Annotated in this window: 28 protein-coding genes; 7 read left to right on the forward strand and 21 right to left on the reverse strand. The window is 68.8% G+C overall.

Annotated features, from left to right (window positions below):
• Positions 1–25: 25 nt before the first annotated feature.
• Together LGM89_RS16325 and LGM89_RS16330 are read right to left on the reverse strand one after the other, a co-directional pair.
• A complete protein-coding gene (locus tag LGM89_RS16325; protein WP_226273430.1) occupies positions 26–1,087 on the reverse strand; it encodes a 5-bromo-4-chloroindolyl phosphate hydrolysis family protein in 1,062 nt (353 codons plus the stop codon).
• A complete protein-coding gene (locus tag LGM89_RS16330) occupies positions 1,087–2,055 on the reverse strand; it encodes a toxic anion resistance protein (RefSeq protein ID WP_319001502.1) in 969 nt (322 codons plus the stop codon). Before LGM89_RS16330 ends, LGM89_RS16325 begins: the two co-directional genes overlap by 1 nt.
• 16 nt (positions 2,056–2,071) lie before the next feature.
• Here LGM89_RS16330 and LGM89_RS16335 point away from each other — a divergent pair, with 16 nt between their 5' ends.
• Positions 2,072–2,290 carry a hypothetical protein gene (locus LGM89_RS16335; RefSeq protein ID WP_226206701.1) on the forward strand — a complete coding sequence of 73 codons (219 nt, stop codon included), beginning with the start codon at positions 2,072–2,074 and terminating at the stop codon, positions 2,288–2,290.
• Between the two features lie 5 nt (positions 2,291–2,295).
• Here LGM89_RS16335 and leuE read toward each other — a convergent pair whose 3' ends face one another.
• From leuE to gloB, 5 genes are all read right to left on the reverse strand, one after another.
• Positions 2,296–2,955 (reverse strand): leucine efflux protein LeuE, encoded by a 660-nt coding sequence (leuE, locus tag LGM89_RS16340; RefSeq protein WP_089494572.1) that lies wholly within the window; start codon positions 2,953–2,955, stop codon positions 2,296–2,298.
• Positions 2,956–2,992: 37 nt separating this feature from the next.
• Positions 2,993–4,138 carry a glutamine-hydrolyzing carbamoyl-phosphate synthase small subunit gene (gene carA, locus LGM89_RS16345; protein ID WP_041492797.1) on the reverse strand — a complete coding sequence of 382 codons (1,146 nt, stop codon included), beginning with the start codon at positions 4,136–4,138 and terminating at the stop codon, positions 2,993–2,995.
• 365 nt (positions 4,139–4,503) lie between these two features.
• Positions 4,504–5,721: an MFS transporter gene (locus LGM89_RS16350; RefSeq protein WP_226273431.1), complete on the reverse strand. Its 1,218-nt coding sequence runs from the start codon at positions 5,719–5,721 to the stop codon at positions 4,504–4,506.
• Between the two features lie 154 nt (positions 5,722–5,875).
• Complete coding sequence (locus tag LGM89_RS16355) at positions 5,876–7,450, reverse strand: transglycosylase SLT domain-containing protein (RefSeq protein WP_089424996.1); 1,575 nt, start codon at positions 7,448–7,450, stop codon at positions 5,876–5,878.
• Positions 7,451–7,601: 151 nt separating this feature from the next.
• The gene (gene gloB / locus LGM89_RS16360) at positions 7,602–8,408 is read right to left on the reverse strand and encodes a hydroxyacylglutathione hydrolase (RefSeq protein ID WP_226273432.1); all 807 of its coding nucleotides are present in this window, start codon (positions 8,406–8,408) and stop codon (positions 7,602–7,604) included.
• An 18-nt stretch (positions 8,409–8,426) separates the two neighbouring features.
• Here gloB and LGM89_RS16365 point away from each other — a divergent pair, with 18 nt between their 5' ends.
• The 3 genes from LGM89_RS16365 to dnaQ are packed head-to-tail and all read left to right on the forward strand — an operon-like array spanning position 8,427 to position 10,452.
• Entirely contained in the window at positions 8,427–9,239 is an 813-nt protein-coding gene (locus tag LGM89_RS16365; RefSeq protein WP_089430881.1) for a class I SAM-dependent methyltransferase, read from the forward strand.
• On the forward strand, positions 9,236–9,679 hold the full coding sequence (rnhA, locus tag LGM89_RS16370) for a ribonuclease HI (RefSeq protein WP_226273433.1): 444 nt from the start codon (positions 9,236–9,238) through the stop codon (positions 9,677–9,679). Before LGM89_RS16365 ends, rnhA begins: the two co-directional genes overlap by 4 nt.
• A 38-nt stretch (positions 9,680–9,717) precedes the next feature.
• Positions 9,718–10,452 carry a DNA polymerase III subunit epsilon gene (dnaQ, locus tag LGM89_RS16375; protein ID WP_226206620.1) on the forward strand — a complete coding sequence of 245 codons (735 nt, stop codon included), beginning with the start codon at positions 9,718–9,720 and terminating at the stop codon, positions 10,450–10,452.
• A 34-nt stretch (positions 10,453–10,486) separates the two neighbouring features.
• Here dnaQ and LGM89_RS16380 read toward each other — a convergent pair whose 3' ends face one another.
• Entirely contained in the window at positions 10,487–10,819 is a 333-nt protein-coding gene (locus LGM89_RS16380) for a YnfA family protein (RefSeq protein ID WP_089494568.1), read from the reverse strand.
• A gap of 538 nt (positions 10,820–11,357) precedes the next feature.
• Here LGM89_RS16380 and proP point away from each other — a divergent pair.
• On the forward strand, positions 11,358–12,845 hold the full coding sequence (gene proP, locus LGM89_RS16385; RefSeq protein ID WP_089495272.1) for a glycine betaine/L-proline transporter ProP: 1,488 nt from the start codon (positions 11,358–11,360) through the stop codon (positions 12,843–12,845).
• A gap of 109 nt (positions 12,846–12,954) precedes the next feature.
• Here the strand turns inward: proP and LGM89_RS16390 are convergent, their stop codons facing one another.
• Together LGM89_RS16390 and LGM89_RS16395 are read right to left on the reverse strand one after the other, a co-directional pair.
• Complete coding sequence (locus LGM89_RS16390; RefSeq protein ID WP_069249260.1) at positions 12,955–13,149, reverse strand: hypothetical protein; 195 nt, start codon at positions 13,147–13,149, stop codon at positions 12,955–12,957.
• Between the two features lie 185 nt (positions 13,150–13,334).
• Positions 13,335–13,964, reverse strand: coding sequence for a glutathione S-transferase family protein (locus LGM89_RS16395; protein WP_089494567.1), 630 nt, complete (start codon positions 13,962–13,964; stop codon positions 13,335–13,337).
• A gap of 259 nt (positions 13,965–14,223) precedes the next feature.
• Between LGM89_RS16395 and LGM89_RS16400 the strand changes: the two genes are divergently transcribed.
• Positions 14,224–15,441 (forward strand): polyhydroxyalkanoate depolymerase, encoded by a 1,218-nt coding sequence (locus LGM89_RS16400; RefSeq protein ID WP_226273434.1) that lies wholly within the window; start codon positions 14,224–14,226, stop codon positions 15,439–15,441.
• Positions 15,442–15,448: 7 nt separating this feature from the next.
• On the opposite strand, the gene LGM89_RS16405 is transcribed toward LGM89_RS16400, so the two are convergent.
• The 11 genes from LGM89_RS16405 to madL form a co-directional block, all read right to left on the reverse strand.
• Positions 15,449–16,093, reverse strand: a complete 645-nt coding sequence (locus LGM89_RS16405; protein WP_226273435.1) for a phosphoribosyltransferase — start codon at positions 16,091–16,093, stop codon at positions 15,449–15,451.
• 124 nt (positions 16,094–16,217) lie between these two features.
• Positions 16,218–16,739 carry a phospholipase D-like domain-containing protein gene (locus tag LGM89_RS16410; RefSeq protein ID WP_226273436.1) on the reverse strand — a complete coding sequence of 174 codons (522 nt, stop codon included), beginning with the start codon at positions 16,737–16,739 and terminating at the stop codon, positions 16,218–16,220.
• 117 nt (positions 16,740–16,856) lie between these two features.
• Entirely contained in the window at positions 16,857–17,789 is a 933-nt protein-coding gene (locus tag LGM89_RS16415; protein WP_226273437.1) for an acyltransferase domain-containing protein, read from the reverse strand.
• The gene (mdcB, locus tag LGM89_RS16420; RefSeq protein ID WP_226273438.1) at positions 17,786–18,652 is read right to left on the reverse strand and encodes a triphosphoribosyl-dephospho-CoA synthase MdcB; all 867 of its coding nucleotides are present in this window, start codon (positions 18,650–18,652) and stop codon (positions 17,786–17,788) included. Before mdcB ends, LGM89_RS16415 begins: the two co-directional genes overlap by 4 nt.
• Positions 18,649–19,317, reverse strand: a complete 669-nt coding sequence (gene mdcG / locus LGM89_RS16425) for a malonate decarboxylase holo-[acyl-carrier-protein] synthase (RefSeq protein ID WP_226273439.1) — start codon at positions 19,315–19,317, stop codon at positions 18,649–18,651. The genes mdcB and mdcG overlap by 4 nt, the downstream gene beginning before the upstream one ends.
• Positions 19,304–20,011, reverse strand: coding sequence for a biotin-independent malonate decarboxylase subunit gamma (mdcE, locus tag LGM89_RS16430; protein WP_226273440.1), 708 nt, complete (start codon positions 20,009–20,011; stop codon positions 19,304–19,306). The genes mdcG and mdcE overlap by 14 nt, the downstream gene beginning before the upstream one ends.
• Positions 19,998–20,951 (reverse strand): biotin-independent malonate decarboxylase subunit beta, encoded by a 954-nt coding sequence (locus LGM89_RS16435; protein WP_226273441.1) that lies wholly within the window; start codon positions 20,949–20,951, stop codon positions 19,998–20,000. Before LGM89_RS16435 ends, mdcE begins: the two co-directional genes overlap by 14 nt.
• A complete protein-coding gene (mdcC, locus tag LGM89_RS16440) occupies positions 20,948–21,262 on the reverse strand; it encodes a malonate decarboxylase acyl carrier protein (RefSeq protein ID WP_047900325.1) in 315 nt (104 codons plus the stop codon). The genes LGM89_RS16435 and mdcC overlap by 4 nt, the downstream gene beginning before the upstream one ends.
• A gap of 10 nt (positions 21,263–21,272) precedes the next feature.
• Entirely contained in the window at positions 21,273–22,919 is a 1,647-nt protein-coding gene (gene mdcA / locus LGM89_RS16445; RefSeq protein WP_089494558.1) for a malonate decarboxylase subunit alpha, read from the reverse strand.
• A gap of 134 nt (positions 22,920–23,053) precedes the next feature.
• The gene (gene madM / locus LGM89_RS16450; protein ID WP_089439681.1) at positions 23,054–23,821 is read right to left on the reverse strand and encodes a malonate transporter subunit MadM; all 768 of its coding nucleotides are present in this window, start codon (positions 23,819–23,821) and stop codon (positions 23,054–23,056) included.
• Between the two features lie 11 nt (positions 23,822–23,832).
• Positions 23,833–24,228, reverse strand: coding sequence for a malonate transporter subunit MadL (gene madL / locus LGM89_RS16455; RefSeq protein ID WP_034186756.1), 396 nt, complete (start codon positions 24,226–24,228; stop codon positions 23,833–23,835).
• Between the two features lie 328 nt (positions 24,229–24,556).
• Here madL and LGM89_RS16460 point away from each other — a divergent pair, with 328 nt between their 5' ends.
• Complete coding sequence (locus LGM89_RS16460; RefSeq protein WP_085040476.1) at positions 24,557–25,405, forward strand: LysR substrate-binding domain-containing protein; 849 nt, start codon at positions 24,557–24,559, stop codon at positions 25,403–25,405.
• Positions 25,406–25,508 lie beyond the last annotated feature (103 nt).

Genomic DNA, 25,508 nt, shown 5'->3' on the forward strand with positions numbered 1-25,508 from the left:
GCGACCGGTTCGCCGGCCGCCGACTTCACAGGGGAGGCGCGCTGGCCTCCCGCTGCTCTGCCTGCTTCAAATCTTCATTCAGGACGCGAAGTAGCGCCTGGAGTCCCTCCAGATCACTCTCCGCCATCTGGTTCTGCACCTTCTCGAACTGCCCGAGCAGCCCCTTGAGACCCGCCTCGATTTCGCGCATGTGTTCCGCTCGGGACGGGTTCGATTCCGTCAATCCGTCAGCCTTGGTGAAAAACCAACCAAGCCTGATCGCGTTGGGCAATTGCGACGCGAGAAAGTGGTTCAACAGGCTGTACCGCTCGGCATCGGTGCCCACCATTCGATGGATACGCTGGCTGGTCCCGATCAGCGCGCTCCATTCGTCCTCGATCACACTGCCCTTCAGTTGCTCGTACATCCGGCTCATCTCGGCCATTTGTTCGTCGAGGAGGCTTGACGCCAGTCCGTGCCGGTTCGCCGCCGTACCAGCCACGGACGAAAGCTCGGCTTGCTGCAACGGCTGCGGCGCCGGTCGAGACGACGACATCCACGCGGTCAGGACGTATTCCCGAATCCAGTCCTGCAGTTCCGGGAACCCGCGGTAATACTTGTGCAACAACCACTCGATCCGCGCGGAGTCCGGGGTTTCCAGCGCGCGCAGCCCCAACCAGACGAGCAGCGCAGCCGGCAACACGATCCATCCTACGCTCAGCCAGACCGTCGGCAGAAAATAGGCAAAAGCGGTCAGAAGCCCGATGCCAAGATGGATGCGCGGCACCAGGTACAGGTGGCGAAACGCCAACCCCATCACCGCTCCCATCAGGAAGAGCGACATGCCTGCACCCGCAATCATCACCGCGATCACCCACGGCCCAAAATCCACGAAGCGGGCGTGCTTGTCGAATTCCTGCAACTTGTCCACCAGACCGACTGCGGCGACCAGCGACGCCGCGCCGACCCCGACCGCCGTTCCCGCGAACGCGGAACCGTAAGCCACGAATCCGTGCCACAAGCTCATCCACAGCGCACGGACAAAAAGCCGGGTGCCGCCTTTCGGCCGCACCTTGGGCAATTGAAGACGTCCGCCCCAGCGCAGCATTACGCCCCCGCCGCCTGACGCGCCAACGACGTCCGCAGATCCGATTCGAGCTTCTTCAATTCGACCTCGACCGCTGCGCGGTTCTTCCGGCCTTCCGCCTGGATTTCCATCACGTCACCGACCGTGCGCAGCAGCAATTCATTCGCATGACGCACCGATTCGATATCGATGACGCTACGCTGGCTTGCCTGCTCGATCGACGTAGCGCTGCGGTGCAGTTGCTCGGCATTCTTGCGCAGCAATTCATTGGTCATGTCGACCACGGCCTGTTGCGTCTCGTACGCCTGCTTCTGCCGCTCAAGCGCAAGCGCGGTGATGAACTGCGCCTTCCATGCGGGAATCGCGGTATGAATCGCCGTATGGATCTTGTCCACCAGCAGGGCATCGCCGTTCTGCACGATGCGGATCTGCGGCAGGCGCTGCAACCCGACCATTCGCGCGAGCTTCAGGTCATGCACCTTGCGCTCGAGCCGATCGATGTTGCGTGCGAGATCCTGCACCTTCTCCTGCTGGAGCGCGCGCTCATCGTCCGACAAGCCGCTCATCGCGGCCTGCAGTTCCGGCATACGGCTTTGCCGGAATTCGGCGACGTACTGCTCGCCCGCCGTGATGTAGGTGTCCAGGTTCTTCACATACTGGACGCCGTTCGCGTGCAGGTCGTCCAGCATCGCGATGTCGCGACGCATCGCCTCGCGCCATATCTCGAGCCGCAGCGCCACCTCGTTGATCTGGGCCGACACATCCTCGTAGCGGCGCACGAAACGCTCGACTGCCCGCTGCGCGGTGCCGAGCATGCGCGAAACGAAACCCTGCTTCTGCAACGACTCCGGATCCAGTGAACGGATCTGGTCCTGCAGATTCGACAGGAGCGCCCCCGCTTCGCCTACATCCTTGCCTTTCACGTCTGCCAGGATGCGATCCGAATACGCGCTGAGCTCGCGCATCGCGTCGTCGCCGAAGGACAGCACGGCTGTGGACGACTCGATGTCGATCGACGTCCGAATGCGCGCGACCGCCCCGTCCGCCTCGTTCCGCGGTGCGGCAGCCGCGGATGCGGCCGTCAAATCGATCGATGCAGTGCTCTCGCTCAATGAATTGCTTCCTGGCGTGTCAGTCAAAATGGTTTCCCCGGATGATTGGTCGATTCTTTTTATTGGTCCGACACCCAACCTGCAAACGCGCAGGCGTTCGCTCGTCGGGTGACTCGCTCAGCTCATCGTGGCGAGCGCGAGCTTCACCGAAAATCCGATGAACAGGCCGCCCACGCTGCTCGCCGCGCCTGCTGCAAGCTTGCGGCGGCGGCGGAAGTGCTCGGCAAGCCGCGCACCCGCGAAGATCAGCGTGCTCAGGTACAGGAAGCTCGCGCATTGCGCGATCGCCCCGAGCACGACGAACGACAGCGCGGGATGCGGGAATGCCGGGTCGACGAACTGGATGAAGAACGAGATGAAGAACAGGATCGCCTTCGGATTCAGCAGGCTCACGATCAGCGCCTTGCGGAACGGCCGCTCGCCATCGACCGCGGGCGCCGCCGCGACCGGCGCATTCGCCGGCGCGCGCAGCTTCTGCCACGCGCTGCGCAGCATGCCGGTGCCGATGTAGAGCAGATACGCGGCGCCGCCGTACTTGACGACGGAGAACAGCAGCGGGTTCGCCTTCAGCAGCGACGCGACGCCGGCGGCGGACAACACCATCAGCACCGTGTCGCCGACGAACACCCCGCACGCCGCGCGATAGCCGGCCTTCACGCCGCGCTGCGCCGCGAGCGACAGCACGTACATCGAGTTCGGCCCCGGCAGCAGGATGATGAAGATCACGCCGAACACGTAGGTCCAGATATCCGTGATGCCGAGTGCGTGGCCGAACATGATGCGAATCTCCCGTTCTTCGGTTGCGTCGTTGACGTCAGGCGTTGCGCTGCTTCGCCGCGTCCATCAGCGCGGTGAAACGGTCGAACAGATAGCCGATGTCGTGCGGGCCGGGCGACGCTTCCGGGTGGCCCTGGAAGCAGAAGGCCGGCTTGTCGGTCAGCTCGAAGCCCTGCAGCGTGCCGTCGAACAGCGACACGTGCGTCACGCGCGCGTTGGCCGGCAGCGAATCCGCATCGACCGCGAAGCCGTGGTTCTGCGACGTGATCACCACGCGACCGTCGCCGAGATCCTTCACCGGGTGGTTCGCGCCGTGGTGGCCCGTCTTCATCTTCAGCGTCTTCGCGCCGACCGCGAGGCCCATGATCTGGTGACCCAGGCAGATGCCGAAGGTCGGCACGCCGCGCTCGATGAACTGCTTCGTGGCCGCGATCGCGTAGTCGCACGGTTCCGGATCGCCGGGGCCGTTCGACAGGAACACGCCGTCCGGATTCAGCGCGAGCGCATCTTCCGCGCTCGCCTGTGCCGGCAGCACCGTCACGTGGCAGCCGCGCTCCGCGAGCATGCGCAGGATGTTGTACTTGACGCCGAAATCGTACGCGACGACGCGGTACTTCGGCGCCTCCTGCATGCCGTAGCCGCCTTCGAGGCGCCATTCGGTCTGCTTCCACTCGAACGGCTTCGTGGTCGACACGACCTTCGCGAGATCCATGCCCGCGAGACCCGGGAACGAGCGCGCGAGCTCGATCGCCTTCGCTTCGTCGTCCGAGCCCGTCAGGATGCAGCCGTTCTGCGCGCCCTTGTCGCGCAGGATACGGGTCAGCTTGCGGGTGTCGATGCCGGCGATCGCGACGACGCCTTCGTCGCGCAGGTAGTCGCCGAGCGTGCGGTCCATGCGGAAGTTCGATGCGAGCGACGGCAGATCACGGATGATCAGGCCGGCGGCATGGACTTTCGTGGCTTCGACGTCTTCGGCGTTGACGCCGACGTTGCCGATATGCGGATAGGTGAGCGTGACGATCTGGCGCGAGTAGCTCGGGTCAGTCAGGATTTCCTGATAGCCGGTGATCGCGGTATTGAACACGACTTCGCCGATCGTGTGGCCTTCGGCCCCGATCGAATAACCACGAAAGACCGTGCCGTCGGCGAGTGCAAGCAAGGCGGGAGTAAAAGACGGCAACACGGGAGGCTCCTTGGGGAACACCCTGCTGCCGACCTGTTTACCCTGCCGCGCGAGCGCCGCGCTGCGTGGGCGCGCGTGGTCGCTTGCTGGACGCGACCTGCGTTGTCGAGACGCGAACCCGGCGCGTGGCGCACGAGGCTTCGCGGCATCGCCCGGCAGGCGGCGTGCGGCGGATGAACGGGATGAATGAGGTAGGCGCTAGGGTGCGAGGTTGATCAGCACAAACTTTCAAATTATAGCCTGAAAATGGCCCTATCTTCAATTGATATGGCCGTCCGATCGTGCGCGCGCCGCGTCCGGCGACGCGGCGCAACGCGCTGCGGCCCCGTTTACGCGGCCGCCCTACCCGTCAGCGTACCGCCGGATCAGTGCGCTTGACCAGCGCCGCGCGCGGGCCAGACGTACCAGACCGCGCTCGCGAGCTGCAGCGCGAGCAACACGCCCCATGCGGTGAAATGCGCGGCGGCCGGGTAGCGGCCGTCGACCGCCGGCCAGTGCGACAGCACCGCGCCGACCCCGATCTGGAACGCAAAGATCAGCAGGAAAATCACGAGCGTGAGCGTCGTGTTCGCGCGGCCGATCAGGTGAGCGGGAAAATGCCCGGCCATCACCGCGTAGGTCAGGATGCCGACGCCGCCGAACATTCCGTATGCAGCCCACAGCACGGCCGGCGGCAACGGCACGCGCGCGACGATCGCGGCCTGCGTCGCGACGAACAGCGCCATGCCGGCGCCGCAGAATGCGTACACGGACACGCCGCGCCGCTCGAGCACCCGCGCCGCGGCGCCGAAGCCGACGCAGCCGGCCATCATCGCGAAGCCGAGCACCGACACGAGGCGCGCGGCATGCGCTGCATCGAACCCCGCGACGTCGCGCAGGTACGGCCCGACCCACAGCGACTGCATCGCGTAGAACACGCCCTGCGTGACGACGGAGAACGACGAGATCTTCCAGAACGCGCGGCTGCTCAGGATATGCCACGTGCCCTTGAACTGGCTGACGATCCCGCCCTGGTGGCGCACCTGCTGTGCTTCCGGTGCGCCCAGCCCGATCGACGCCGCGACGATCACCGTCAGTACCGCGAGGCCGAAACAGATCGCGCGCCAGCTCGTCCAGCCGAGCAGCCAGGTCAGCGGCGAGCCGACCATCACGCCGCCAAGGCCGCCCACGGCCATCACGAGGCCGTTGACGAGCGGCAGCCGGCCGACCGGGAAATGCTGCGCGAGCGCCTTGAACGCCGCGCCGAGACACACCGAGACGCCAACGCCGATCAGCAGCCGGCCGACCATCATCGTGCCGAGACCGTGCGCGGCGCCGAACACGGCCGCGCCGGCGGCCGCGAACAGCAGCATGCCGGCCGTCACGCGGCGCGGGCCGAAGTGGTCGAGCATCACGCCCGCCGGGATCTGCGCGCCCGCGAAGCCGAGGAAATAGAGACTGGTGAGCAGGCCGAGATCGGCGGCCGACAACCCGAGCTCGTGCGTGACGAACGGCGCGAAGCCGAGATTGACACCGCGAAACACGTACGACACGAAATACCCGACCGAAAACAGCGCGAGCACCCTCAGCTGCACCGACGACATCTCTTCCCCTTGTTATATGAAGACCTTCGAAGCAGCGCCCCCGCGCCGCGCACAAACAAAAACGCCGTCACCTCGGTGACGGCGTTTCTTGCATTTCGTCCGATGATACCGCAACCGCGCGAACCGGGCTGGCCGCACGATGCGCGCGACTGCGTTACTTCTTCTTGCCCTTGTGCGCGGCGGCCTTGGCCGGTGCCGCTTTCGCGGGGGCCGCCTTCGCCGATTTGGCCGCCGGCTTCGCCGCGCCGCGCTTCGCGCCGTGCGACTTGCCGCCCACCGCCAGGCTCGCGCGCTCGATGTGCGCCCCGCCGGCCGACGTCGCGATCCGCTCCGGGCCGGGTTCCGCCGGCACCGAACGGCCGACCGGCACGTGCAGCACGAGCGCCTGGCCCGGCATCACGAGATCGCGGTGCGTACGGTTCCACGCCTTGAGCTGGCCGACCGACACGCCGTAGCGGCCGGCGAGCGCCGCCATCGACTGCTTGCGGCGCACGCGGATCAGCATCTTGCGCGTGTCGGGTACGTCGGGTTCCATCGCGAGCGCGCCGTTTTCGGCGACGTCGGCGCTGATGTCCTCGTCGTCGTCATCGCCGCGCGGCACGACGATCGTCGAGCCCGGCTTCAGGCGCATGCCGGCCGGAATCTTGTTGATCGACATCAGCGTATCGGCGTCCACGCCGATCTTCTCGGCGATCGCGGCCGGCCGTGCCCGCTCGCTGACCGTATAGGTGGTCCACGACGACAGCTGGCCGTTGTACGCCTTCAGGTTCTTCTCGAATGCCGACGCGTTGTCGAACGGCAGCAGGATCTGCGGCTCGGTCGCGCCGAGAATCACCGGCTTCGAGAACGACGGGTTCAGCGAGCGGAATTCGTCGAGCGACAGGTTCGCGAGCTTCGCGGCCACCGCCACGTCGATGTCGCGCGACGTCGTGACCGTCACGAAATACGGGTGGTTCGGGATGTCCGGCAGCGCAAGGCCGTACTGCTGCGGGTTCGCGATGATGTTCTTCACCGCCTGCAGCTTCGGCACGTAGTTGCGCGTCTCGTTCGGCATCCGCAGGTTCAGGTAGTCGGTCGGCAGGCCGGCCGCCTGGTTGCGGGCGATCGCGCGCTGCACGTTGCCCTCGCCCCAGTTGTACGCGGCCAGCGCGAGATACCAGTCGCCGAACATGTCATGCAGGCGCGACAGGTAGTCGAGCGCGGCGCTGGTCGACGCGAGCACGTCGCGGCGCTCGTCCTGCCACATGTTGCGCTTCAGGTTGTACGTGCGGCCCGTGCCGGGCATGAACTGCCACATGCCGGCCGCCTTCGCGACCGACAGCGCCTGCGGGTTGTACGCGGACTCGATGAACGGCAGCAGCGCGAGCTCGGTCGGCATGTGGCGTGCCTCGAGTTCCTCGACGATGTGGTACAGGTACTTCTGCGAACGCTCGGTCATGCGTTGCACGTAGTCCGGGCGCTGCGTGTACCACGTGGTCTGCATGTCGACGAGGTCGGTCTGCAGGTCGGGCATCTGGAAACCGCGGCGGATGCGACCCCAGAGATCGGAGTCCGCACTGGTCAGATCGCCGACGGATTGCTTGTCGACGTCGACAGTTTCTTTGGCGGTGGCGGATTTACGGAGGTAGGTGGACGTCGCCTGCGAATCGGCGGCGTTGTTGGCGACAGGGGCCTGGCTCGCACAAGCGGCGAGCAGCAGAACCACCATCGCACTCAATATAAGTCGCATGAAAATCTCTGCTTCCGACGGCTGGAAATTGCAGGCGATACTACGGAAGTGCGTGCTTCACGTCAATAAAAACACCGAAAACTCAGCGAAATCCTACATTTGGAGCAATTTTTACAGACTCCGCTTGAGCTTTGGAGTCCTCCGGAAATCATCATCGGAACCGGTTTTTCCACTCGCGCATCAGCGTGAACGCCGTCAGACGATCCGGCACCGTTTCATGCAGTTCCGCTTCGAGCGTCGCGCGGATCGCCTCGCTGTCCGCCCGCATGAACGGGTTAACGGCACGCTCGTGCGCGATCGTAGTGGGCAGCGTCGGCACGCCGCGCGCGCGCAGCGCCTGTGCGTCGTCGCGCCACGTGGCGAGCGCCGCATTGCCGGGTTCGCACGCGAGCGCGAAGCGGATGTTGGACAGTGTGTATTCGTGTGCGCAATGCACGTGGGTGTCGCCCGGCAACGCCGCGAGCGCGTCGAGCGACGCGAGCATCTGCGCGGGCGTACCCTCGAACAGGCGCCCGCAACCGCACGAGAACAGCGTGTCGCCGCAGAACACGTGCGGCGCCGCGTTGCGCTGCCCGGCCGCCTGGAAATAGGCGATGTGGCCGCGCGTATGGCCGGGCACGTCGAGCACGTCGAACGTGGCGGCCGGCGCGTCGAGCGTGACGCGCGCGCCGCCCGAAAGCGGCCGCGTGACCACCCCGATCGCCTCGGCCGCGGGGCCGTAAACGACGAGCGGAACATCGTCCGGTTGGCTATCGCGCAGGGCCGCGACACCGCCGACGTGGTCGGCGTGGTGGTGCGTGAGTAAAATAGCGGTCAACCGCCAGCCTCGTTCGGCTAGAACCCGGCGCACCGGCGCGGCTTCCCCCGGATCGACGGCGATCGCATCGCGGCCGTCCGAGACGAGCCAGATATAGTTGTCATCGAATGCCGGAACCGGCACGTATTCCAGCTCGTTCATGGGCGCGCAATCATCGTTATGTCTGACCGTCAAATTATAGACTGGCCCGCCTGGACCGACTCACCGCCCGGCCGCTACGTGCTGGGCTGGGAGCAGGCGCAGCTCGACCGGATCGTGTCCGACGTCTTCGGGTTCCACGCGCTGCAGCTCGGCCTGCCGCAGCTCGACGCGCTGCGCGAGAACCGCATGCCGTATCGCGGCCTCGTGCTCGATCCGGCGAGCGGCGCGAGCGCGCCGTACCAGTATCCGTGGGCGCGCGAAGCGCATGCGCCCGAGCACGCGCCCGACGGCCGCAGCACGACGTGGTGCGACCTGCTCGACCTGCCGTTCGAGTCGCAGAGCGTCGACCTGATCGTGATGCCGCACACGCTCGAATTCACGTCCGATCCGCACCGGCTGCTGCGCGAGGCCGAGCGCGTGCTGATGCCGGAAGGCCAGCTCGTGATCACCGGCTTCAATTCGCTCAGCCTGTGGGGCATGCGGCAATCGTTCGGGCGCATGGCGAACCGCCCGTTCGTGCCGGCCACGCGCGACCAGATCGCGTTCATCCGGCTCAAGGACTGGATCAAGCTGCTCGGCTTCGACCTCGAACGCGGCCGCTTCGGCTGCTACCGGCCGCCGCTCGTCACCGACAAGTGGCTGGCCCGCTACGGCTTCATGGAGGCCGCCGGCGACCGCTGGTGGCCGATCTTCGGCGCCGTCTACATGGTGACGGCCGTCAAGCGCGTGCGCGGCATGCGCCTCGTCGGCCAGATCCGGATGAAGAAGCCCGTGCTCGCACCGGGCCTGACGCCGGCGGCCTCCCCGACCACCCATCAAGAACATTCATGACTACCGATATCATCGACATCTATACCGACGGCGCCTGCAAGGGCAACCCTGGCCCCGGCGGCTGGGGCGCACTGATGCGCTACGGCGACAAGGAGAAGGAGCTGTTCGGCGGCGAGCCCAACACGACCAACAACCGCATGGAGCTGATGGGCGTGATCGCCGCGCTCGAAGCGCTGAAGCGGCCGTGCCAGGTGATCGTGCACACCGACTCGCAATACGTGCAGAAAGGCATCAGCGAGTGGATCCACGGCTGGAAGAAGAAAGGCTGGGTCACCGCGGCGAAGACGCCCGTGAAGAACGCCGACCTGTGGAAGCGGCTCGACGCGCTCGTCGCGCAGCACGAGGTCGAGTGGCGCTGGGTCAAGGGCCACGCGGGTCATCCCGAAAACGAGCGCGCGGACGCACTCGCGAATCGCGGCGTCGAATCGCTCACGGCCTGAACACGGGCCGCTCCCCTGTTTCCTACGTATTTCCCGACATGCGCCAGATCATTCTCGATACCGAAACCACCGGCCTGAACGCCCGCACGGGCGACCGCCTCATCGAAATCGGCTGCGTCGAGCTGCTGAACCGGCGGCTCACCGGCAACAACCTGCACTTTTACGTGAACCCCGAGCGCGACAGCGATCCGGGCGCACTGGCGGTGCACGGGCTCACGACCGAATTCTTGAGCGACAAGCCGAAATTCGCGGAAGTCGCCCACCAGATCCTCGACTTCGTGAAGGATGCCGAGCTGATCATCCACAACGCGCCGTTCGACCTTGGCTTCCTCGACGCGGAATTCGCGCGGCTCGGCCTGCCGCCGTTCACCGAGCATTGCGGCGGCGTGATCGACACGCTGGTGCAGGCCAAGCAGATGTTCCCCGGCAAGCGCAACTCGCTCGACGCGCTGTGCGACCGCTTCGGCATCAGCAACGCGCACCGTACGCTGCACGGCGCACTGCTCGACTCGGAGCTGCTCGCCGAGGTGTATCTGGCGATGACGCGCGGCCAGGACAGCCTCGTGATCGACATGCTCGACGACGCGGGCGCCGACGGCGGCGCGGGCAACGGCCAGCGCGTGTCGCTCGCCGCGCTCGACCTGGCCGTGGTGACCGCGAGCGACGACGAACTCGCCGCGCATCAGGCGCAGCTCGACGAACTCGACAAGTCGGTCAAGGGCACCTGCGTGTGGCGCACGTCCGCCGACGCGGGCGCCGCCGAAGCGGCTTGAAGCAGGCGGCCGGCGGCACGCGCCGCCGCCGCGCTCACGCGCGCGGCTGCAGCGCGATGACCGCCATTCCGCCGAGCGCGAGCACCGCGCCGGCCACGTCCCAGCGGGTCAGCGCAACACCGTCGACCACCCGCAGCCAGACCAGCGCCACCGCGATATACACGCCGCCGTACGCGGCATAGGTGCGCCCCGCCGCACTCGGGTGCAGCGTCAGCAGCCACGCGAACAGCGCGAGCGACAGCACGGCCGGCACCAGCAGCCACACCGGCCGGCCCTCCTTCAGCACGAGCCACGGCAGGTAACAGCCGACGATTTCGGCCAGCGCGGTGGCGGCAAACAGCGCCGCGATCCTCATCAGTTCGGTCATCCGGTTCCTCGTGAATTCGGCCCCGTCACCCGGGGCCGCACGGCCCCGCCGTGCGCCGCCGATCATACCCGAGCCACCCCCGCCGGACGCCCCGCCAGCCGGGCGTTTCCCGGCAATTTGCACGATCATCCGTCATCGTGCTATCATGTCGCCTGTTTCAACATTCAATCTCTGTCTATTCGATTTCGAAAGAAGTCCGTCCGCGCGTTGCGGGCCGGCGCTTCGACCGAAATTGCACACACAGAAAAGCCCGCCCGACAGGCCCGCTTTTCTCGTTTCGTTGCCCCTCCGGGGCGCTTGCCGGAACGCCGGACACCGTCCGCACCGGCATCTGCCGCCAGCATCACGCGGCCCATTCTTCATGAGCGCACTGTCGCGACGGCCCATCGGGCCCGCGTCGAAGCAGCCCCTTACGGCCCTTTACCGCCCGCAATGCAGTAAGTGCTTAAAGGTCTGCCCCGACGCGCCGCATCCGACACCGCGCTCGCCGGCAAACCGTGTCGGACGGCCCGCCCGTTCGGCGCAGTCAAAGGAGTGCATGACCTTGACCGCAACACACGTCAGCCCGACCGCTGCTTCTTCCACCGCTTCGTCGTCCGGCGAAGCCCCGCTCGTCGCGGACGACATCACCGTCGTCGACCAGAGCCTCCTCAAGCGCGCCGTCAGCGCCATGGCCATCGGCAACGCAATGGAATGGTTCGACTTCGGCGTCTACAGCTACATCGCCGTCACGCTCGGCAAGGTGTTCTTCCCGTCCAGCAGCCCGTCCGCGCAGCTGCTCGCGACCTTCGGCACGTTCGCGGCCGCGTTCCTCGTGCGCCCGCTCGGCGGCATGGTGTTCGGCCCGCTCGGCGACCGCATCGGCCGCCAGCGCGTGCTCGCCGCCACGATGATCATGATGGCCGTCGGCACCTTCGCGATCGGCCTGATCCCCAGCTACGCGTCGATCGGCATCATGGCGCCGGTGCTCCTGCTCGTCGCCCGCCTCGTACAGGGCTTCTCGACCGGCGGCGAGTACGGCGGCGCCGCCACCTTCATCGCCGAATTCTCGACCGACAAGCGCCGCGGCTTCATGGGCAGCTTCCTCGAGTTCGGCACGCTGATCGGTTACGTGATGGGCGCGGGCGTCGTCGCGCTGCTCACCGCGTCGCTGTCGCAGGAAGCGCTGCTGTCGTGGGGCTGGCGCGTGCCGTTCCTGATCGCCGGCCCGCTCGGCCTGATCGGTCTCTACATCCGGATGCGGCTCGAGGAAACGCCCGCGTTCAAGCGCCAGGCCGAAGAGCGCGAAGCGCAGGACAAGGCCGTGCCGAAGGCGCGCTTCCGCGAAACGCTGATGCGCAACTGGCGTGCCCTGCTGCTGTGCGTCGGCCTCGTGCTGATCTTCAACGTGACCGACTACATGGTGCTGTCGTACCTGCCGAGCTTCATGTCGTCGACGCTGCACTTCGACGAATCGCACAGCCTCGTGCTCGTGCTGATCGTGATGGTGCTGATGATGCCGCTCACGCTCGCCGCCGGCCGCCTGTCGGACAAGGTCGGCCGCAAGCCCGTGATGCTCGCCGGCTGCGTCGGCCTGCTCGCGCTGTCGATCCCGGCGATGATGCTGATCCATGCAGGCACCACGGCGTCGGTGTTCGGCGGGCTGCTGATCCTCGGCGTGCTGCTGTCGTGCTTTACCGGCGTGATGCCGTCGGCGCTGCCGGCGCTGTTCCCGACCGAGATCCGCTACGGCGCACTCGCGATCGGCTTCAACGTGTCGGTGTCGCTGTTCGGCGGCACGACGCCGCTCGTGACCGCCTGGCTGGTCGACGTCACGCACAACCTGATGATGCCCGCGTACTACATGATGGGCGCCGCCGTGATCGGCATCGTGTCGGTCGTCGCGCTTGCCGAAACCGCACGCCAGCCGCTCAAGGGTTCGCCGCCGGCCGTCGCGTCGCGCCGCGAAGCCCACCAGCTCGTGCGCCAGATGCGCGAGGACGACGAAGCGGATATCTACAGTGTCGGGTCGCCGGCACGCGCCTGAGCCTCGCCCATGAAAAAGCCCCGGCCGAAGCCGGGGCCCGATCGAACCCGATCCGCCCGACCGGCTTGCGCCGGCCGGGCTTTTTTTCATCCATTCGACGCCAGCGCGCTCACGCCTGCGCTTCGCAGTGGCGGCAGAAAATCAGCGCACGCGAGCGCGACACGGCGGCCTGCGCACCGCGCGCCGCGACGATCAGCCCGACCTGACCCAGATTGAAATCGCGCTCGACCATCAACTGCGTCAGCGCGGCAAGCGGCAACACGAGGGACGGGTGGTACAGGCTCGATTCGATCAGGGCTTTCATCTGCGGCTCCATCAGGCAAGGCGTCATTCGATGGAGTGGATTCTAGGGACCGGCCGCGTCCGGATAAACAGCGCGAATGCGAAGTCACTTGTCAGCCGCCGAGAACAATCGACAGCGCCTTGCCTGACAAGGCTGAGCGGGCGACGGGCCGCGGCGCGGGGCCCCGCCGCAGGTCGCCGCTGCGCCTAGACGAGCGGTGTTTCGACGAACGCCGGCAGCGCTTCCGCCCGCGCCGAATGCGCGGCCAGTGCCGGATAACGGGCCGGATCGATCCGCGCGAGCACCGGGTAGTCGGCCGCCATGAACTGCGTGAAGCGCCATGCGACCGCGACCGTCACGTCGGACTGCAGCAGGCGCGCGCCGCCGAACCAGCCGTTCGCGGCCGCGACGAGCGGCTCCAGTGCGCCGTATGCGCCCTCGATCTGGCTCAGCACGCGCTCGAGCCACGGCGCATGCTGCTTGTCGGCCGGACGCAGTGCCTGCTCGTAGACGACCTGCACGGTCTTCTCGGCGGCCGCCAGCGCGAAACCGACCGGCACGAGCGCGCGCAGCCGTGCATCGGCGGTATCGGGCAGCAAGCGCCGCTCGGGCGCGACCAGGCGATCGAGATAGTCGACGATCAATGACGAATCGAGCAGCGTCGCGCCGTCGTCGGTCACGAGCGTCGGCGCCTTGACGACCGGGTTGGTCGCCCTGAACTGCTCGAAATGACGGAACACCGAGATCGACTCGTGTTCGAACGGGAGGTCGAGCAGTTTCGCCGAAATGGCGACCCGACGCACGAACGGGGAATCCAGCATGCCGATCAGCTTCATCGCGAACGCTCCGCTTCAGGGGAATGGGAGCGACGACTGTAGCAGCGTCGCGCGGCATCGCCTAGGGCTAGGGCCCATTGCCGCCCGCAACGAGCGGGGGCCGGCGCCGCGACCGCGTTTGCCGAAATAGCAGAACGTGCTCGGCCGGCCTTCGCGCCCGTGCGCCTGATGCACATCAACCCGCCGCGCGCGAGACTCACGATGTCCGGCCACAGTGACCATAATGCAAGTTCACCCCCCTTCCGCCCCAAGGTTCGCCATGTGGTATGCCCTCGTCGAGCAGCAGCGGGAATGGATGCGCGCGTGGCGCGCGGCGACGCGGCATGCGTTCGACGCCTGGCCCGCGGCCACGCTGCCGCACGCTGCGTCGTCCTGCTACGACGACCTGTTCGAGCCGCTGCTCGGGCCGCCGGACGGGCCCCCGCACTTCGACATCGGATGGCCGGCGCTCGGCGAGCGCGTCGTCGCGCGCACGCCGTTCTGCGACCTGCGGCGCTTCACGCGGGCCGACGCGCCGCGCACGGTGCTGCTGTGCGCGCCGCTCGCCGGGCATGCGGCCGTGATGATGCGGGAAACCGTCGAGACGCTGCTCGCGGACGGCGATGTCTGCGTGACCGACTGGCGCAATGCGCGCGACGTGCCGCTCGCGTCGGGCCGTTTCGGGCTCGACGAGTATGTCGCGACGCTCGACGGCTTCGTCGACGGGCTCGGGCACGACGACCGGCCGCTGCATGTCGTCGCCGTGTGTCAGGCGACCGTGCCGGCGCTCGGCGCGCTCGCGCTGCGGGCGGCGCGCGGTCTCCCGTCGCCCGCGAGCGTCACGCTGATCGGCGGCCCGCTCGACGCGCGCCGGAATCCGAGTGCGCTCGGCACCGCCGCTGCCGCGCATTCGCTCGGCTGGTGCCGCCGCCACCTGATCGACGTCGTGCCGCCCGGCTTCGCGGGGCACGGCCGCCACGTGTTTCCCACCTATCTGCAACAGGGCGAGATCGCGCTCGTGTACCCGCAGCGCTTCCTGTCGCTGATCGAAGCGTACGCGCTGGCCGCGTCGCGCTTCGACATGACCGGACTCGCCGGCGCGCGGCGCGCACTGCTCGAATACACGGCGCTGCTCGACATGCCGGCCGAGTATTTCCTCGATACGGTCGACATCGTGTTCCAGCGCATGAGCCTTGCGCTCGGCACGTGGGACGTGGGCGGCCGGCGCGTCGAGCCGGCGGCTTTGCGCGGCCTCGTCCTGCTGACCGTCGAAGGTGCGTGCGACAAGGTCACGGGCGCCGGCCAGACGCACGCGGCGCTCGACCTGTGCAGCGGCCTCGCCGACGACGAGCGCTTTCGCATCGACATCGACGACTGCGATCACTACGGGCTGTTCACGGGGGCGCGCTGGCACGGGGACGTGCATCCGATGCTGCAGCGCGTGTTCGCGTGGGCCGAAGCCCGCCGCCCTCGCCCGCGCCGCATCCGGCGGACGTGATGCCGAATCAGCGCCGCGCCGCGTCGAGCAGTGCGCGCACCTCGTCGTCGCTCGTCTGATCGAAGCGCGCGTAGAACTGGCTGATCCCGAAGAACGGCAGCGGCAGCGTCACCGTGACGAACGCGTCGGCCAGATCGTCGAACACGTGCCGTGTACCCGCCGGCGCGACCGGTGCAGCCGCGATGATCCGCGCCGGACGACGCTCGCGTAACGCCTGCAGCGCGACGTGCATCGATGCGCCGGTCGCGACGCCGTCGTCGACGACGATCGCGATGCGCCCTTCGACCGGCAGCGGCGGCTCGGCACCGCGGTACAGCGCTTCACGGCGATGCAATTCGGCCGTCTCGCGCGTGATCACGTCGGCGAGCTGCGCGTCGGACACCTTCATCGAACGAAGCACCGAACGCTGCAGATGAATCGCCCCGCCCGTCGCGATCGCGCCCATCGCGAGCTCGGGATCGTACGGCACGCCGAGCTTGCGCACGACCAGCACGTCGAGCGGCGCATGCAGCGCACACGCGACCGGATAAGCGACGGGCACACCGCCGCGCGGCAACGCGAGCACGACGACATCGCCACGCCCCGCGTATTCGCGCAATGCACCGGCCAGCTGGCAGCCGGCATCGGCGCGATCGGCAAAACACTCGAACACGATCGGCTCCCTGCCGTTGCGCCGGATGCGCGAAACCCGCGCCGGCGCCTGTCAACGAGCATGGTTCATCGGCCGCGCCGATGCAAGCAGGGTCACACCGGCACGCGCGGGCCGACGGAAAAGGTCAGAGGCCGCCGGCCTGCCGGTACAGCCGCCAGAACGACTGGGCATAGGATTGCGCGAGCTCGGGCGCACGCTGGAACACGTTCACCGTTTCCGCGTGCGTGGCCGCGCCTTCGGACAACGTGGTCAGCGCGACGCTGTCGTCGACGATCACGAAGCGCGGCGCGGGATCGCCGTGCCGCGAATCGATCGCCACGTCGATCCCGGAAGATTTCAGATAGCCCGCGCCGCTGTACCGGCCCGCGCGCGGCGAACGCACGAGCACGACACGCACCTCGATCCCGCGCGCGCGGGCCGCGCGCAGCGCGCTCGCGACCGCCGGCGGCACGTGCGTGTAGCCGGCCAGCAGCACGCGACGCTGTGCCTGCCCGATCAGGTCGACGGTCGCGTCGGCCGCCGCATTGTCATACGAAAAGTATGTGCCGACCGATGCGGCATCGGACGGAATCTGGGCGGCGTGGGCGCTCGCCGCACAGCAAAGCGCGGCGAGAAGGAAGGCGGCTGGTCTCATGGCGGGCGCCATTTTAGCGATGCCAATTCGCGTGGCAAGCCCCACCTGAGAGGCTGCTGCGCCGGCGCAACACACAGCGCAAAACCGGGGCCCGGCGAACGGGCTAGCGCCCGTCTTTCATGCGGTCGATCAGCCCGTCGCGACGCGTGAGAGCCAGCTCGCCACGCCGTCGACGGAGCGGAAGTCCGCGAGGCTGCGCGCCGGCAGCGCCGGATAGGCGCCGCCAGCCATCTCGGCCAGCGGGCGGCCGGGACCGAGCTCGAGGAACGCGGTCGCACCGGCCTCCACGCAGGCGGCCAGACAGGCGGCCCACTCGACCGGCTCCGCGATCTGCCGCGCAAGCTTGTCGAGGCCGGCGTCGACGTCCAGCACCGATGCGCCATCGATCCCCGAAAACAGCCGCGTACCGGGCAGCGGCCGCCGCACGTCGGTCGCGGCGAGCGACGCGTGAAACACCGGCACGGCCGCGGCGAGCCGGCGCGTATGCGATGCGATCCGCACGCAGACGGGCGCGACGCGCAACGCGCCGGCGCGCGACGCGTCGTCGGCCACCGCGTCGACATCGGCCTGCCGCCCCGCGACCACGAACGCGTCGCCGGGATTCGCGATCGCGATCGCCGCCTCGCGACCGTCGCACAACCGCGCGAGTTGCGCGCGCGTCAAGCCGCGTACGAACACCATCCGCTCGTCGCCGCCGCTCGCGGCATCCATCGCGCGCGCACGGGCATCGGCCAGGTCGAGCGCGGCGTCCGGCTCGATCATTCCCGCGACGCTCCACGACGCGACTTCGCCGACGCTGTAGCCGGCGACGCAGCGCCGGCGCGGCCACACCGCGTCGAGCAGCGCGGCGGCGGCAAGCGCCTGGACCGTGCAGAGAATCTGCGCGGCACGGTTTTCGCGCAGCGCATCCGGCCCGGCCTGCCGGACCCACGCGCGCGGATCGTCGCCGAGGAGCCGACCGGCATGCGCGAACAGCGCGTCGGCCTGCGGCGCGGTGCCGGTCAGGTCGAACATGTCGGCGCGCTGCGCGCCCTGCCCCGAACAGAGGATGGCCAGCGTCATCGCGCGCCCTCGTCAACTTCGAGCGCATCGACGAAGACGCTCATCGCGAGCAGGTCGGCCGCGCCGCCCGGGCTGAGCCGCCGTGCCACGAACGCACGATGCGCGGCGGCCGCGCGCAGCCGCCAGTCGCGCGCCCGCACGCCGCCCCGTGCCGCGAACGCGCGTGCGGTCGCCCGCGCGAACGCGAGGCCGGCCTGCCCGCCCCGGTGCAGCAGGTTCGTATCGTCGAGCGCGGCGATCAGCGCGAAGCATGCATCGACGCGCGCGGCTTCCGGGTCGCCCGGCAGGTCACGCTGCGCGCGACGCAGCGCGGGCAGCCCGACCGCATAGACCGTTGTGAACCCGTCGGCCGCCTCGCGACGTGCGCCGCCGACGCCGTAGCGGCGGCTCGCGCGTTCGCCGTGGCTGTCGGGCAAGCGCGGGCCGCCGAGGATATCGGCTCCCCAGCGGCGGGAGACGAACGCACCGAGCGTCATTCCTGCCGGCATCGTTCCCGGCATCGCGCGCCGACCGGCAGCCGCACACAGCAGCCCGAGCCCGAAAATTGCGCCGCGATGCGTGTTGACGCCACCGGTCGCGGCGAGCATCGCGTGCTCGGCACGCAGGCCGATCTTGCGCAGCACGGCCATGTCCGCATCGCGTGCGCCCGCGTCGGCCAACTCGGCGAAGTACGGCCGCAGCACGGCGGCGCTGCGGGCGAACGTCCCGGCATCCATGTCGGTGTGACTGCCGGTGTCGACGTGACTGACGAGCCCCGGCTTCGGATAGGTCTCGATTTCCAGCACGAGGCTGCGCTCGGCCAGGTCGGCGATGCGCTCGGCTTCGGACGGCGCCGGTACGCGGCAGGCAGCCCATGCGCTCATCGTGCCCCTCCGAGGAACGCGTCGGCCGGCATCAGTTCGACGGTGATCGCGGTCTTGACCGCGACTTCAGGCTGCCGCGCGTGCAGTTCGCGCCAGTTGACGCCGGCGCCGTCGTCGCGCAGCAGTTCGCCGTCGATGCGCATCGGCGCGCGCGCGTCGATCGCCGCGAGGCCGTCGAGCAGCGGCGCGAGCGACGCAGGGTCCGGCAGCGGGAACACGACGTCGAGATCGGACGACGCCCCCAGGTAACGTTCGCCCGTCAGTGCCTGCCACGCGAGGCTGCCGAACACGCGGCCCTGCACGCCGCAACGCTCACCGAGCGCATCGAGTTCGCGCAACGCCGTGCGCCATGCGTCGGGCGCGGCGGCGAGCACGTCGGACAACGCCGGTAGCGGGCCGACCGTCGCGAGCGCGTCGGCCGCCGCGTTCAGCGCGATGCGCCGCTTGCCCGCGGAAGGCGGCAGCGGCAGGCCGAGCGGCACGTGGCCGGCATCGGCCTCGTCGGGCGACGCGCGGCGCACGATCAGCGGCCAGCCGCGTTCGGCCCACGCGCGCACGAGCGGATCGGCCGCGAGCGCGGGATCGCGCGCGAATGCCGCGCCCCACCCCGCCGCCGTCAGCGTGACGAGCGTGTGGCGGCGCAGCGGCAGCTCAGCGTGCGGCACGCGCGAGTGCCTCGACGCGCTGGGCGACATCGGCGGCAACCGGCCGGCCGCGTGACGCACGCCGGTCGACGCGGTCGGCCGGCTTGCCGAGCCATTCGCCGACCTGCGCGTCGAGCGCGCGGGCGGGATCGAGCACGGCGTCGACGGCGCCCATCTTCACGAGATTCTCGAGCCCCGGTGCGAACACCGGCGTCGAGCGCGACATTTCCTTCAGCACGTCGATCGACAGCTTGGTCACGCGCGACATCGACGGCAGGTCCATCACCTCCGGCTCCGCGCCCGGCACCGCGAGCAGCGTGCGCGTCGCGAGCGCGGTCGCGATGAAGGCGCCGGCGGCCGTGTGGCCATACAGCACGCCGATCGTCCGGTGCCCGGCGAGATCCGCGTGCATCAGGCACTTCGCGAGATGCGACAGCCCTTCGTTCAGGCCGAGCAGTTCGTCGCGCTTGCTCATCCGCTGGCTGTCGCTGTCGACCAGCACGAGGATCGGCGTGTCGCCGCCACGTTCGATCGTGTCGAGCACGTGCGACGCGAGCGTCAGCGCCTCGTCGATGCCGAACGGCAGACGGTCGGCAACGCCGATCACGTCGACGCGCGTGCCGGCCAGTTCCGCGTGGCCAGTCAGCAGGCCGCCGCGACGGGCGATCGAGTGGCCTTGCGGGAACAGTGAATTCAGAACTTCATCGAGCGTCATGCGGGCTCTCCTGCAGTTGGTCCGCGAGCGCGGCGAAGGCTTCGTCGGGCATCCCCGGAATCGCTTCCGGCGCCGATGCGCCCAGCGCACGCCACACGTCGAGCGCATCCTTGCACGCGCCGAACCGTTCGACCCGCGCTTCGAGGCGGGCCTGCTCCGCGCGCAACATCGCCGCATCGAACGTCGGCGCTCGGCCGATCAGCGCGAGCGCCGCCGCACGGAACGCAGCGGGCGTATCGGCAACGTAGCGATCCGTGCCGCCGATCAGCCGTCGGTGCTTGCCGCCCATCGTGCGCCAGATCAGCGCGCGGTCCTTCGCATCGAATTCCTCGACGCCGCGATTGGTCTCGATCACCTCGGGGCCCGACACGCTGATGCGGCCCTGCTCCGATACCGCGAGCGCCGAGCAGCACGCGGCGAGCAATCCGCCGCCGCCATAGCAGCCCGCGCGCCCGCCGATCAACCCGATCACCGGCACGCCGGCCGCGCGCGCTTCGACGAGTGCGCGCATGATCTCGGCGATCGCGAGTTCGCCCGCGTTCGCCTCCTGCAACCGCACGCCGCCCGTATCGAACAGGATCAGCACCGGCTTGCCGGTGTCGCGCGCGGCCCGCAGCAGCCCGGTGAGCTTCGCGCCATGCACTTCGCCGAACGCGCCGCCCATGAAGCGGCCTTCCTGCGCGGCGACGAACACCGGCTGGCCGTCGAGCCGGCCGTGGCCGACCATCATCCCGTCGTCGAATTGCTGCGGCAGGTCGAACAGCGGCAGGTGCGGGCTAGTCACGCGCTCGGCCGGGCCGAGGAATTCGCTGAAGCTGCCGGCGTCCAGCAGCCCGTCGATGCGCTGCCGCGCCGATGCTTCGTACCAGCTCGCGGCATTCGCGACGAACGCGGGCGTATCGCGCGTATCGTGCGTATCGTGGATCGCGTCGTTCATCATGCGTCCCCCTCGATCGCCCGCACGGCTTGCGCGAGCCGCAGCGACACCATGTCGGGCCGCGCGCCGCCGTCGTTGATCGACAGCTTCAGGCCACCCGGCGTGCGCCGCTCGACGAAATCCGCGACGACGGCCTGCCACACCGCGCCGAACCCGACCGCCGCCGTGCGGATGTCGATCTCGCATTCGTTGCCGGGCAGCACGCGCTCGACGAGCACTTCGAGATTGCCGGACGCCACCACGCCGACGAGCGCCGCGGCCTGCTCGCCCTTCGCGCGCTCGCGCGCGGTGAAGCGATAGTTCAACTGTTCCATGCCGTTGTCCTTACCAGTTGCGGAACCGGGCCGGCGGCGCATACAGGCCGCCCGACCAGTGCACGAGATCCTTGATCGAACGCGCGGCGAGCCAGCGGCGGTCGGCGTCGAGCGGATCGATGCCGAGATCCTCCGGGCGACGGATCACGCCGCGTTCGCGCAGCCGCTCGACCATCTTGCGGTCGCGGCCGCGGCCGACTTCCGTATAGCCGGCGACGCCGCGGATCGCGTGCTCGCGTTCGTCCTTGTCGCGGCACATCAGCAGGTTCGCGATCCCTTCCTCGGTGACGATGTGCGTGACGTCGTCGCCGTAGACCATGATCGGCGCGAGGTCGAGCTGCAGCTTGTCGGCGAGTTTCAGCGCGTCGAGCTTCTCGACGAACATCGGCACGTTCTTGTCGCCGAACGTCTCGCCGATCTGCACGACGAGCTTGCGGCCGCGCCTGAGCGCCGCTGGCGTGTCGGGGTCGGCCTCCGCACCCGCCTTCAGCCACGGCTCGCTCGGATGGCGCCGGCCGCGCGCGTCGCTGCCCATGTTCGGCGCGCCGCCGAAACCGGCGATGCGCTCGGCCGTGACCGTCGACGAATGGCCGGACAGGTCGATCTGCAGCGTCGAGCCGATGAACATGTCGCACGCATAGAGGCCCGCGGTCTGGCAGAACGCGCGGTTCGAGCGCAGCGACCCGTCGGGGCCCGTGAACCAGATGTCGGAACGCGCGCGGATGTAGTCGTCCATCCCGACTTCCGAGCCGAAGCAGTGGATCTGCTCGACCCAGCCCGACTCGATCGCGGGAATCAGCGTCGGGTGCGGATTGAGCGCCCAGTGCGAGCAGACCTTGCCCTTCAGCCCGAGCTTCTCGCCGTAGGTCGGCAGCAGCAGCTCGATCGCGGCCGTGTTGAAGCCGATCCCGTGGTTCAGGCGCTTGATGCCGTACGGCGCGTAGATGCCCTTGATCGCGAGCATCGCGGTGAGGATCTGCGTTTCGGTGATCGCCGCCGGATCGCGCGTGAACAGCGGCTCGACGTAGAACGGCCGGCCGGCCTCGACGACGAAATGCACGCGATCGCCCGGGATGTCGACGCGCGGCACCTTGTCGACGATGCGGTCGACCTGCGCGATCACGATGCCGTCCTTGAACGCGGTGGCTTCGACGACGGTCGGCGTGTCTTCGGTGTTCGGGCCGGTGTAGAGATTGCCGTCGCGGTCGGCGCTGACCGCCGCGATCAGCGCGACCTGCGGCGTGAGGTCAATGAAGTAGCGCGCGAACAGCTCGAGATAGGTGTGCACCGCGCCGAGCGCGATCTTGCCGCCGAACAGCAGCTTCGCGATGCGCTGCGACTGCGGGCCCGAATACGCGAAGTCGAGACGCTTCGCGATGCCGCGCTCGAACACGTCGAGATGCTCGGGCAGCACGACGCCCGACTGCACCATGTGCAGGTCGTGGATCTTCGCGCTGTCGACGTCGGCGAGCGCAGTGGCGAGCAGGTCGGCCTGCTTCTGGTTGTCGCCTTCGAGGCAGACGCGGTCGCCGGGCCGCAGCACCGCTTCGAGCAACGCCACGGTGTCGCGCGCATCGACCCGCTTGCCCTGCGCGTAAACCGCGCCGGCCGCGAGCCGTGCATCGCGCGCCTGCCGCGCGTGATTCCATCCCGTCATGAACAGTTCTCCCGCTTCGATGGTTCAGCGGCATTCTAAGCCTGGCGCCGCCGCCGATTGATGATGTTGACGAATGCGACTCAGAGGACGCCGCGATGGATGCGGCCCGCGCACGGGCCGCCCGTCGGTGGGGCCTACGCGCCGACCAGCGCGCGCGTCGTGAAGAACAGCAGCGACGGCCCGAGCAGGCAGCCGACGCCCGTATGGAACGTCGCGACCAGCGCGCCGTACGGGACGAGCCGTCGGTCCGTCGCGGCGAGCCCCGCGCTCACGCCGCTGACGGTGCCGGCCAGGCCGCCGAAGATCATCGCGGAGCGCGGCGTCTTCAGGCCCATGAAGTTGGCCGCGACCGGCGTGCCGACCATCACGATGATCGCCTTGACCAGCCCCGTCGCGATGCTGAGCGCGATCACGTCGGAGCTTGCGCCGATCGCCGCGCCCGTGACGGGACCGACGATGTAGGTGACGGCGCCCGCGCCGATCGTCGTCATGCTGACCGCGTCGGTATAGCCGAAGGCGCGCGCGATGCACGCGCCGACGATGAACGGCAGCACGGTACCGAGCAGCAGCGACACGACGCCGACGAGCCCGGCCTTGCGCGCCTCGGCCGGCTGCACTTCGAACGCGGTCGCGACGATCGCGAAATCGCGCAGCATGGCGCCGCCCATCAGGCCGATGCCGGCGAACAGCTTGACGTCGGCCAGCCCCTTCTCGCCGCCGGTGAATGCGCCGCCGACATAGGCCAGCACGAGACCGATCACGATCGCGATCGCGGAGCCGTGCACGCGGCCGAACGTGAGCTTGCGCGACGCGATCGACGACAGCCACATGATCAGGCCGACCAGCGCGAACGACGCGACGAGCCCGTTGTGGGCGACGGTTTTTTCGAGCATCTGCAGCATGGCGGCCTCCGTTACTGTTCTTCGAATTGCGGCACGCCCGCGAAGGCCGTGTCGTCGCGCCCGGTGCGCACGAGTACCGCGATGCAGCATGCGCAGATCGCGACCGCGCCGACGGCGGCCAGCAGCGCGACCGGGCCGCCCTTCAGCGCGGCGACGACGTTCTGGTTCGCGGCCATCGCGACGACGACGGGGATGTACATCGCGCCCCAGAAACCGACGCCGGCCTCGGTCTCCTTCGGCAGCCAGCCGCGGCGGTGCAGCCACAGGCGCAGGCAGATCAGCAGCAGCATCGCGATGCCGACGCCGCCCACGTTGGTCTTCACGCCGATCGCGCTGCCGAGCAGGTCGCCGAGGAACAGTCCGGCGAGATGGCAGAACGCCAGTAGCGCGGTTCCGTAGATGATCATGAGTCGTCTCCAGTCTCTTCGTGACGGGCGCATGGCCGCCAGCAGGAGCCGAATCGTGCCCGCCGATCCCGTGCCGGGCGTGTCTCCTGCGGCGGTGCGCCGCGGCCCGGCGGGCCCGTCATGCGGGCACGTTCTCGGGCGGTCGATGGGATGATGCGGTTTCGGGCCGGACGCCGGATGCCGTAGACTGAATGAAGCAGCCGCCGGCCGACGCGGGCTACGCGTCCGGTGCGCCCCGTTGCGGGCCGCACCGGCGCGTGATCCGATACTAGCGCCGCAATATCCGGCCATTTATGAAGTTGTCGAAACCGATTCAGTGGATTTAGCAATGCGCCCGTTACCGCCCGAGCTGCTGCGCAGCTTCGTCGCCGTCGCCCAGTCCGGCAGCTTCACCGCCGCGTCCGAGCGCGTGAGCCTGTCGCAGTCGACCGTCAGCCAGCATATCCGCCGCCTCGAGGAGCTGCTCGACCGGCCGCTGTTCGAACGCGACACGCGCAACGTGCACTTGTCGCAGCACGGCGACGCGCTGTTCCGCTACGCGGTGCGCATTCTCGAACTGATGGACGAGGCCGTCACGTCGGTGTGCGGGCCGCCGCTGTCGGGCAAGGTGCGGCTCGCGATGTCGGAGGATTTCGCGTCGGCGCACCTGACGGCCGCGCTCGCGAGCTTCGTGCAGCGCAATCCGGAAGTCGAGCTCGCGATCTCGACCGGGCTGTCGGGCGACCTGTTCGACGCGCTCGACGAAGGGCGGCACGATCTCGTGTTCGCGAAGCGCATCGCCGGCAGCCGGCGCGGCCGCGTGATCCGCAGCGAGCCGCTGTACTGGTGCACGGGCCCCGATTCGCGGATCACCGGGCACGAGGCCGTGCTGCCGCTCGCGATGCATCCGGAGCCGAGCGTGTCGCGCCGCCGCGTGCTCGAATCGCTCGAGGCCGTCGGGCGGCCGTACCGGATCGCGGTCGTGAGCAGCAGCGTCGCGGTGTTGCGCGCCGCCGCGAGCGCGGGGCTCGGCGTCAGCGCGTTCGCCGGCTACGTGATCCCGGCCGGGCTCGCACGGCTCGACGCCGGGCTGCCCGAACTCGGCGAACTCGAATACGTGATCGACCGGCCGACGGCCGCGTCGCGTTCGACGCTCGCACTCGAAGCGACGCTGATTACCGCCGCGTCGGAGTTGTAACCGCGCCTGGCGCGACCCACGCAGGGGGCGTCGCACCCGCACCTGACAGCTTTGCCCGGAACGCGTCATCGTCCGCGCAGCACCCGCTCGCGACAATGGAACC

This window comes from Burkholderia sp. AU31624 (assembly GCF_020420065.1).
Classification (GTDB): Bacteria; Pseudomonadota; Gammaproteobacteria; order Burkholderiales; family Burkholderiaceae; genus Burkholderia.

What these genes read in the sequence shown, in the direction of transcription:
- LGM89_RS16325 (WP_226273430.1), bottom strand. Translation starts at nt 1,087, where the DNA reads ATGCTGCGCTGGGGCGGACGTCTTCAATTGCCCAAGGTGCGGCCGAAA.
- LGM89_RS16335 (WP_226206701.1), top strand. Translation starts at nt 2,072, where the DNA reads ATGTCGATCGACGTCCGAATGCGCGCGACCGCCCCGTCCGCCTCGTTC.
- leuE (WP_089494572.1), bottom strand. Translation starts at nt 2,955, where the DNA reads ATGTTCGGCCACGCACTCGGCATCACGGATATCTGGACCTACGTGTTC.
- LGM89_RS16350 (WP_226273431.1), bottom strand. Translation starts at nt 5,721, where the DNA reads ATGTCGTCGGTGCAGCTGAGGGTGCTCGCGCTGTTTTCGGTCGGGTAT.
- LGM89_RS16355 (WP_089424996.1), bottom strand. Translation starts at nt 7,450, where the DNA reads ATGCGACTTATATTGAGTGCGATGGTGGTTCTGCTGCTCGCCGCTTGT.
- gloB (WP_226273432.1), bottom strand. Translation starts at nt 8,408, where the DNA reads ATGAACGAGCTGGAATACGTGCCGGTTCCGGCATTCGATGACAACTAT.
- LGM89_RS16365 (WP_089430881.1), top strand. Translation starts at nt 8,427, where the DNA reads ATGTCTGACCGTCAAATTATAGACTGGCCCGCCTGGACCGACTCACCG.
- rnhA (WP_226273433.1), top strand. Translation starts at nt 9,236, where the DNA reads ATGACTACCGATATCATCGACATCTATACCGACGGCGCCTGCAAGGGC.
- dnaQ (WP_226206620.1), top strand. Translation starts at nt 9,718, where the DNA reads ATGCGCCAGATCATTCTCGATACCGAAACCACCGGCCTGAACGCCCGC.
- LGM89_RS16380 (WP_089494568.1), bottom strand. Translation starts at nt 10,819, where the DNA reads ATGACCGAACTGATGAGGATCGCGGCGCTGTTTGCCGCCACCGCGCTG.
- proP (WP_089495272.1), top strand. Translation starts at nt 11,358, where the DNA reads ATGACCTTGACCGCAACACACGTCAGCCCGACCGCTGCTTCTTCCACC.
- LGM89_RS16390 (WP_069249260.1), bottom strand. Translation starts at nt 13,149, where the DNA reads ATGAAAGCCCTGATCGAATCGAGCCTGTACCACCCGTCCCTCGTGTTG.
- LGM89_RS16395 (WP_089494567.1), bottom strand. Translation starts at nt 13,964, where the DNA reads ATGAAGCTGATCGGCATGCTGGATTCCCCGTTCGTGCGTCGGGTCGCC.
- LGM89_RS16400 (WP_226273434.1), top strand. Translation starts at nt 14,224, where the DNA reads ATGTGGTATGCCCTCGTCGAGCAGCAGCGGGAATGGATGCGCGCGTGG.
- LGM89_RS16410 (WP_226273436.1), bottom strand. Translation starts at nt 16,739, where the DNA reads ATGGCGCCCGCCATGAGACCAGCCGCCTTCCTTCTCGCCGCGCTTTGC.
- LGM89_RS16415 (WP_226273437.1), bottom strand. Translation starts at nt 17,789, where the DNA reads ATGACGCTGGCCATCCTCTGTTCGGGGCAGGGCGCGCAGCGCGCCGAC.
- mdcB (WP_226273438.1), bottom strand. Translation starts at nt 18,652, where the DNA reads ATGAGCGCATGGGCTGCCTGCCGCGTACCGGCGCCGTCCGAAGCCGAG.
- mdcE (WP_226273440.1), bottom strand. Translation starts at nt 20,011, where the DNA reads ATGACGCTCGATGAAGTTCTGAATTCACTGTTCCCGCAAGGCCACTCG.
- LGM89_RS16435 (WP_226273441.1), bottom strand. Translation starts at nt 20,951, where the DNA reads ATGATGAACGACGCGATCCACGATACGCACGATACGCGCGATACGCCC.
- mdcC (WP_047900325.1), bottom strand. Translation starts at nt 21,262, where the DNA reads ATGGAACAGTTGAACTATCGCTTCACCGCGCGCGAGCGCGCGAAGGGC.
- mdcA (WP_089494558.1), bottom strand. Translation starts at nt 22,919, where the DNA reads ATGACGGGATGGAATCACGCGCGGCAGGCGCGCGATGCACGGCTCGCG.
- madM (WP_089439681.1), bottom strand. Translation starts at nt 23,821, where the DNA reads ATGCTGCAGATGCTCGAAAAAACCGTCGCCCACAACGGGCTCGTCGCG.
- madL (WP_034186756.1), bottom strand. Translation starts at nt 24,228, where the DNA reads ATGATCATCTACGGAACCGCGCTACTGGCGTTCTGCCATCTCGCCGGA.
- LGM89_RS16460 (WP_085040476.1), top strand. Translation starts at nt 24,557, where the DNA reads ATGCGCCCGTTACCGCCCGAGCTGCTGCGCAGCTTCGTCGCCGTCGCC.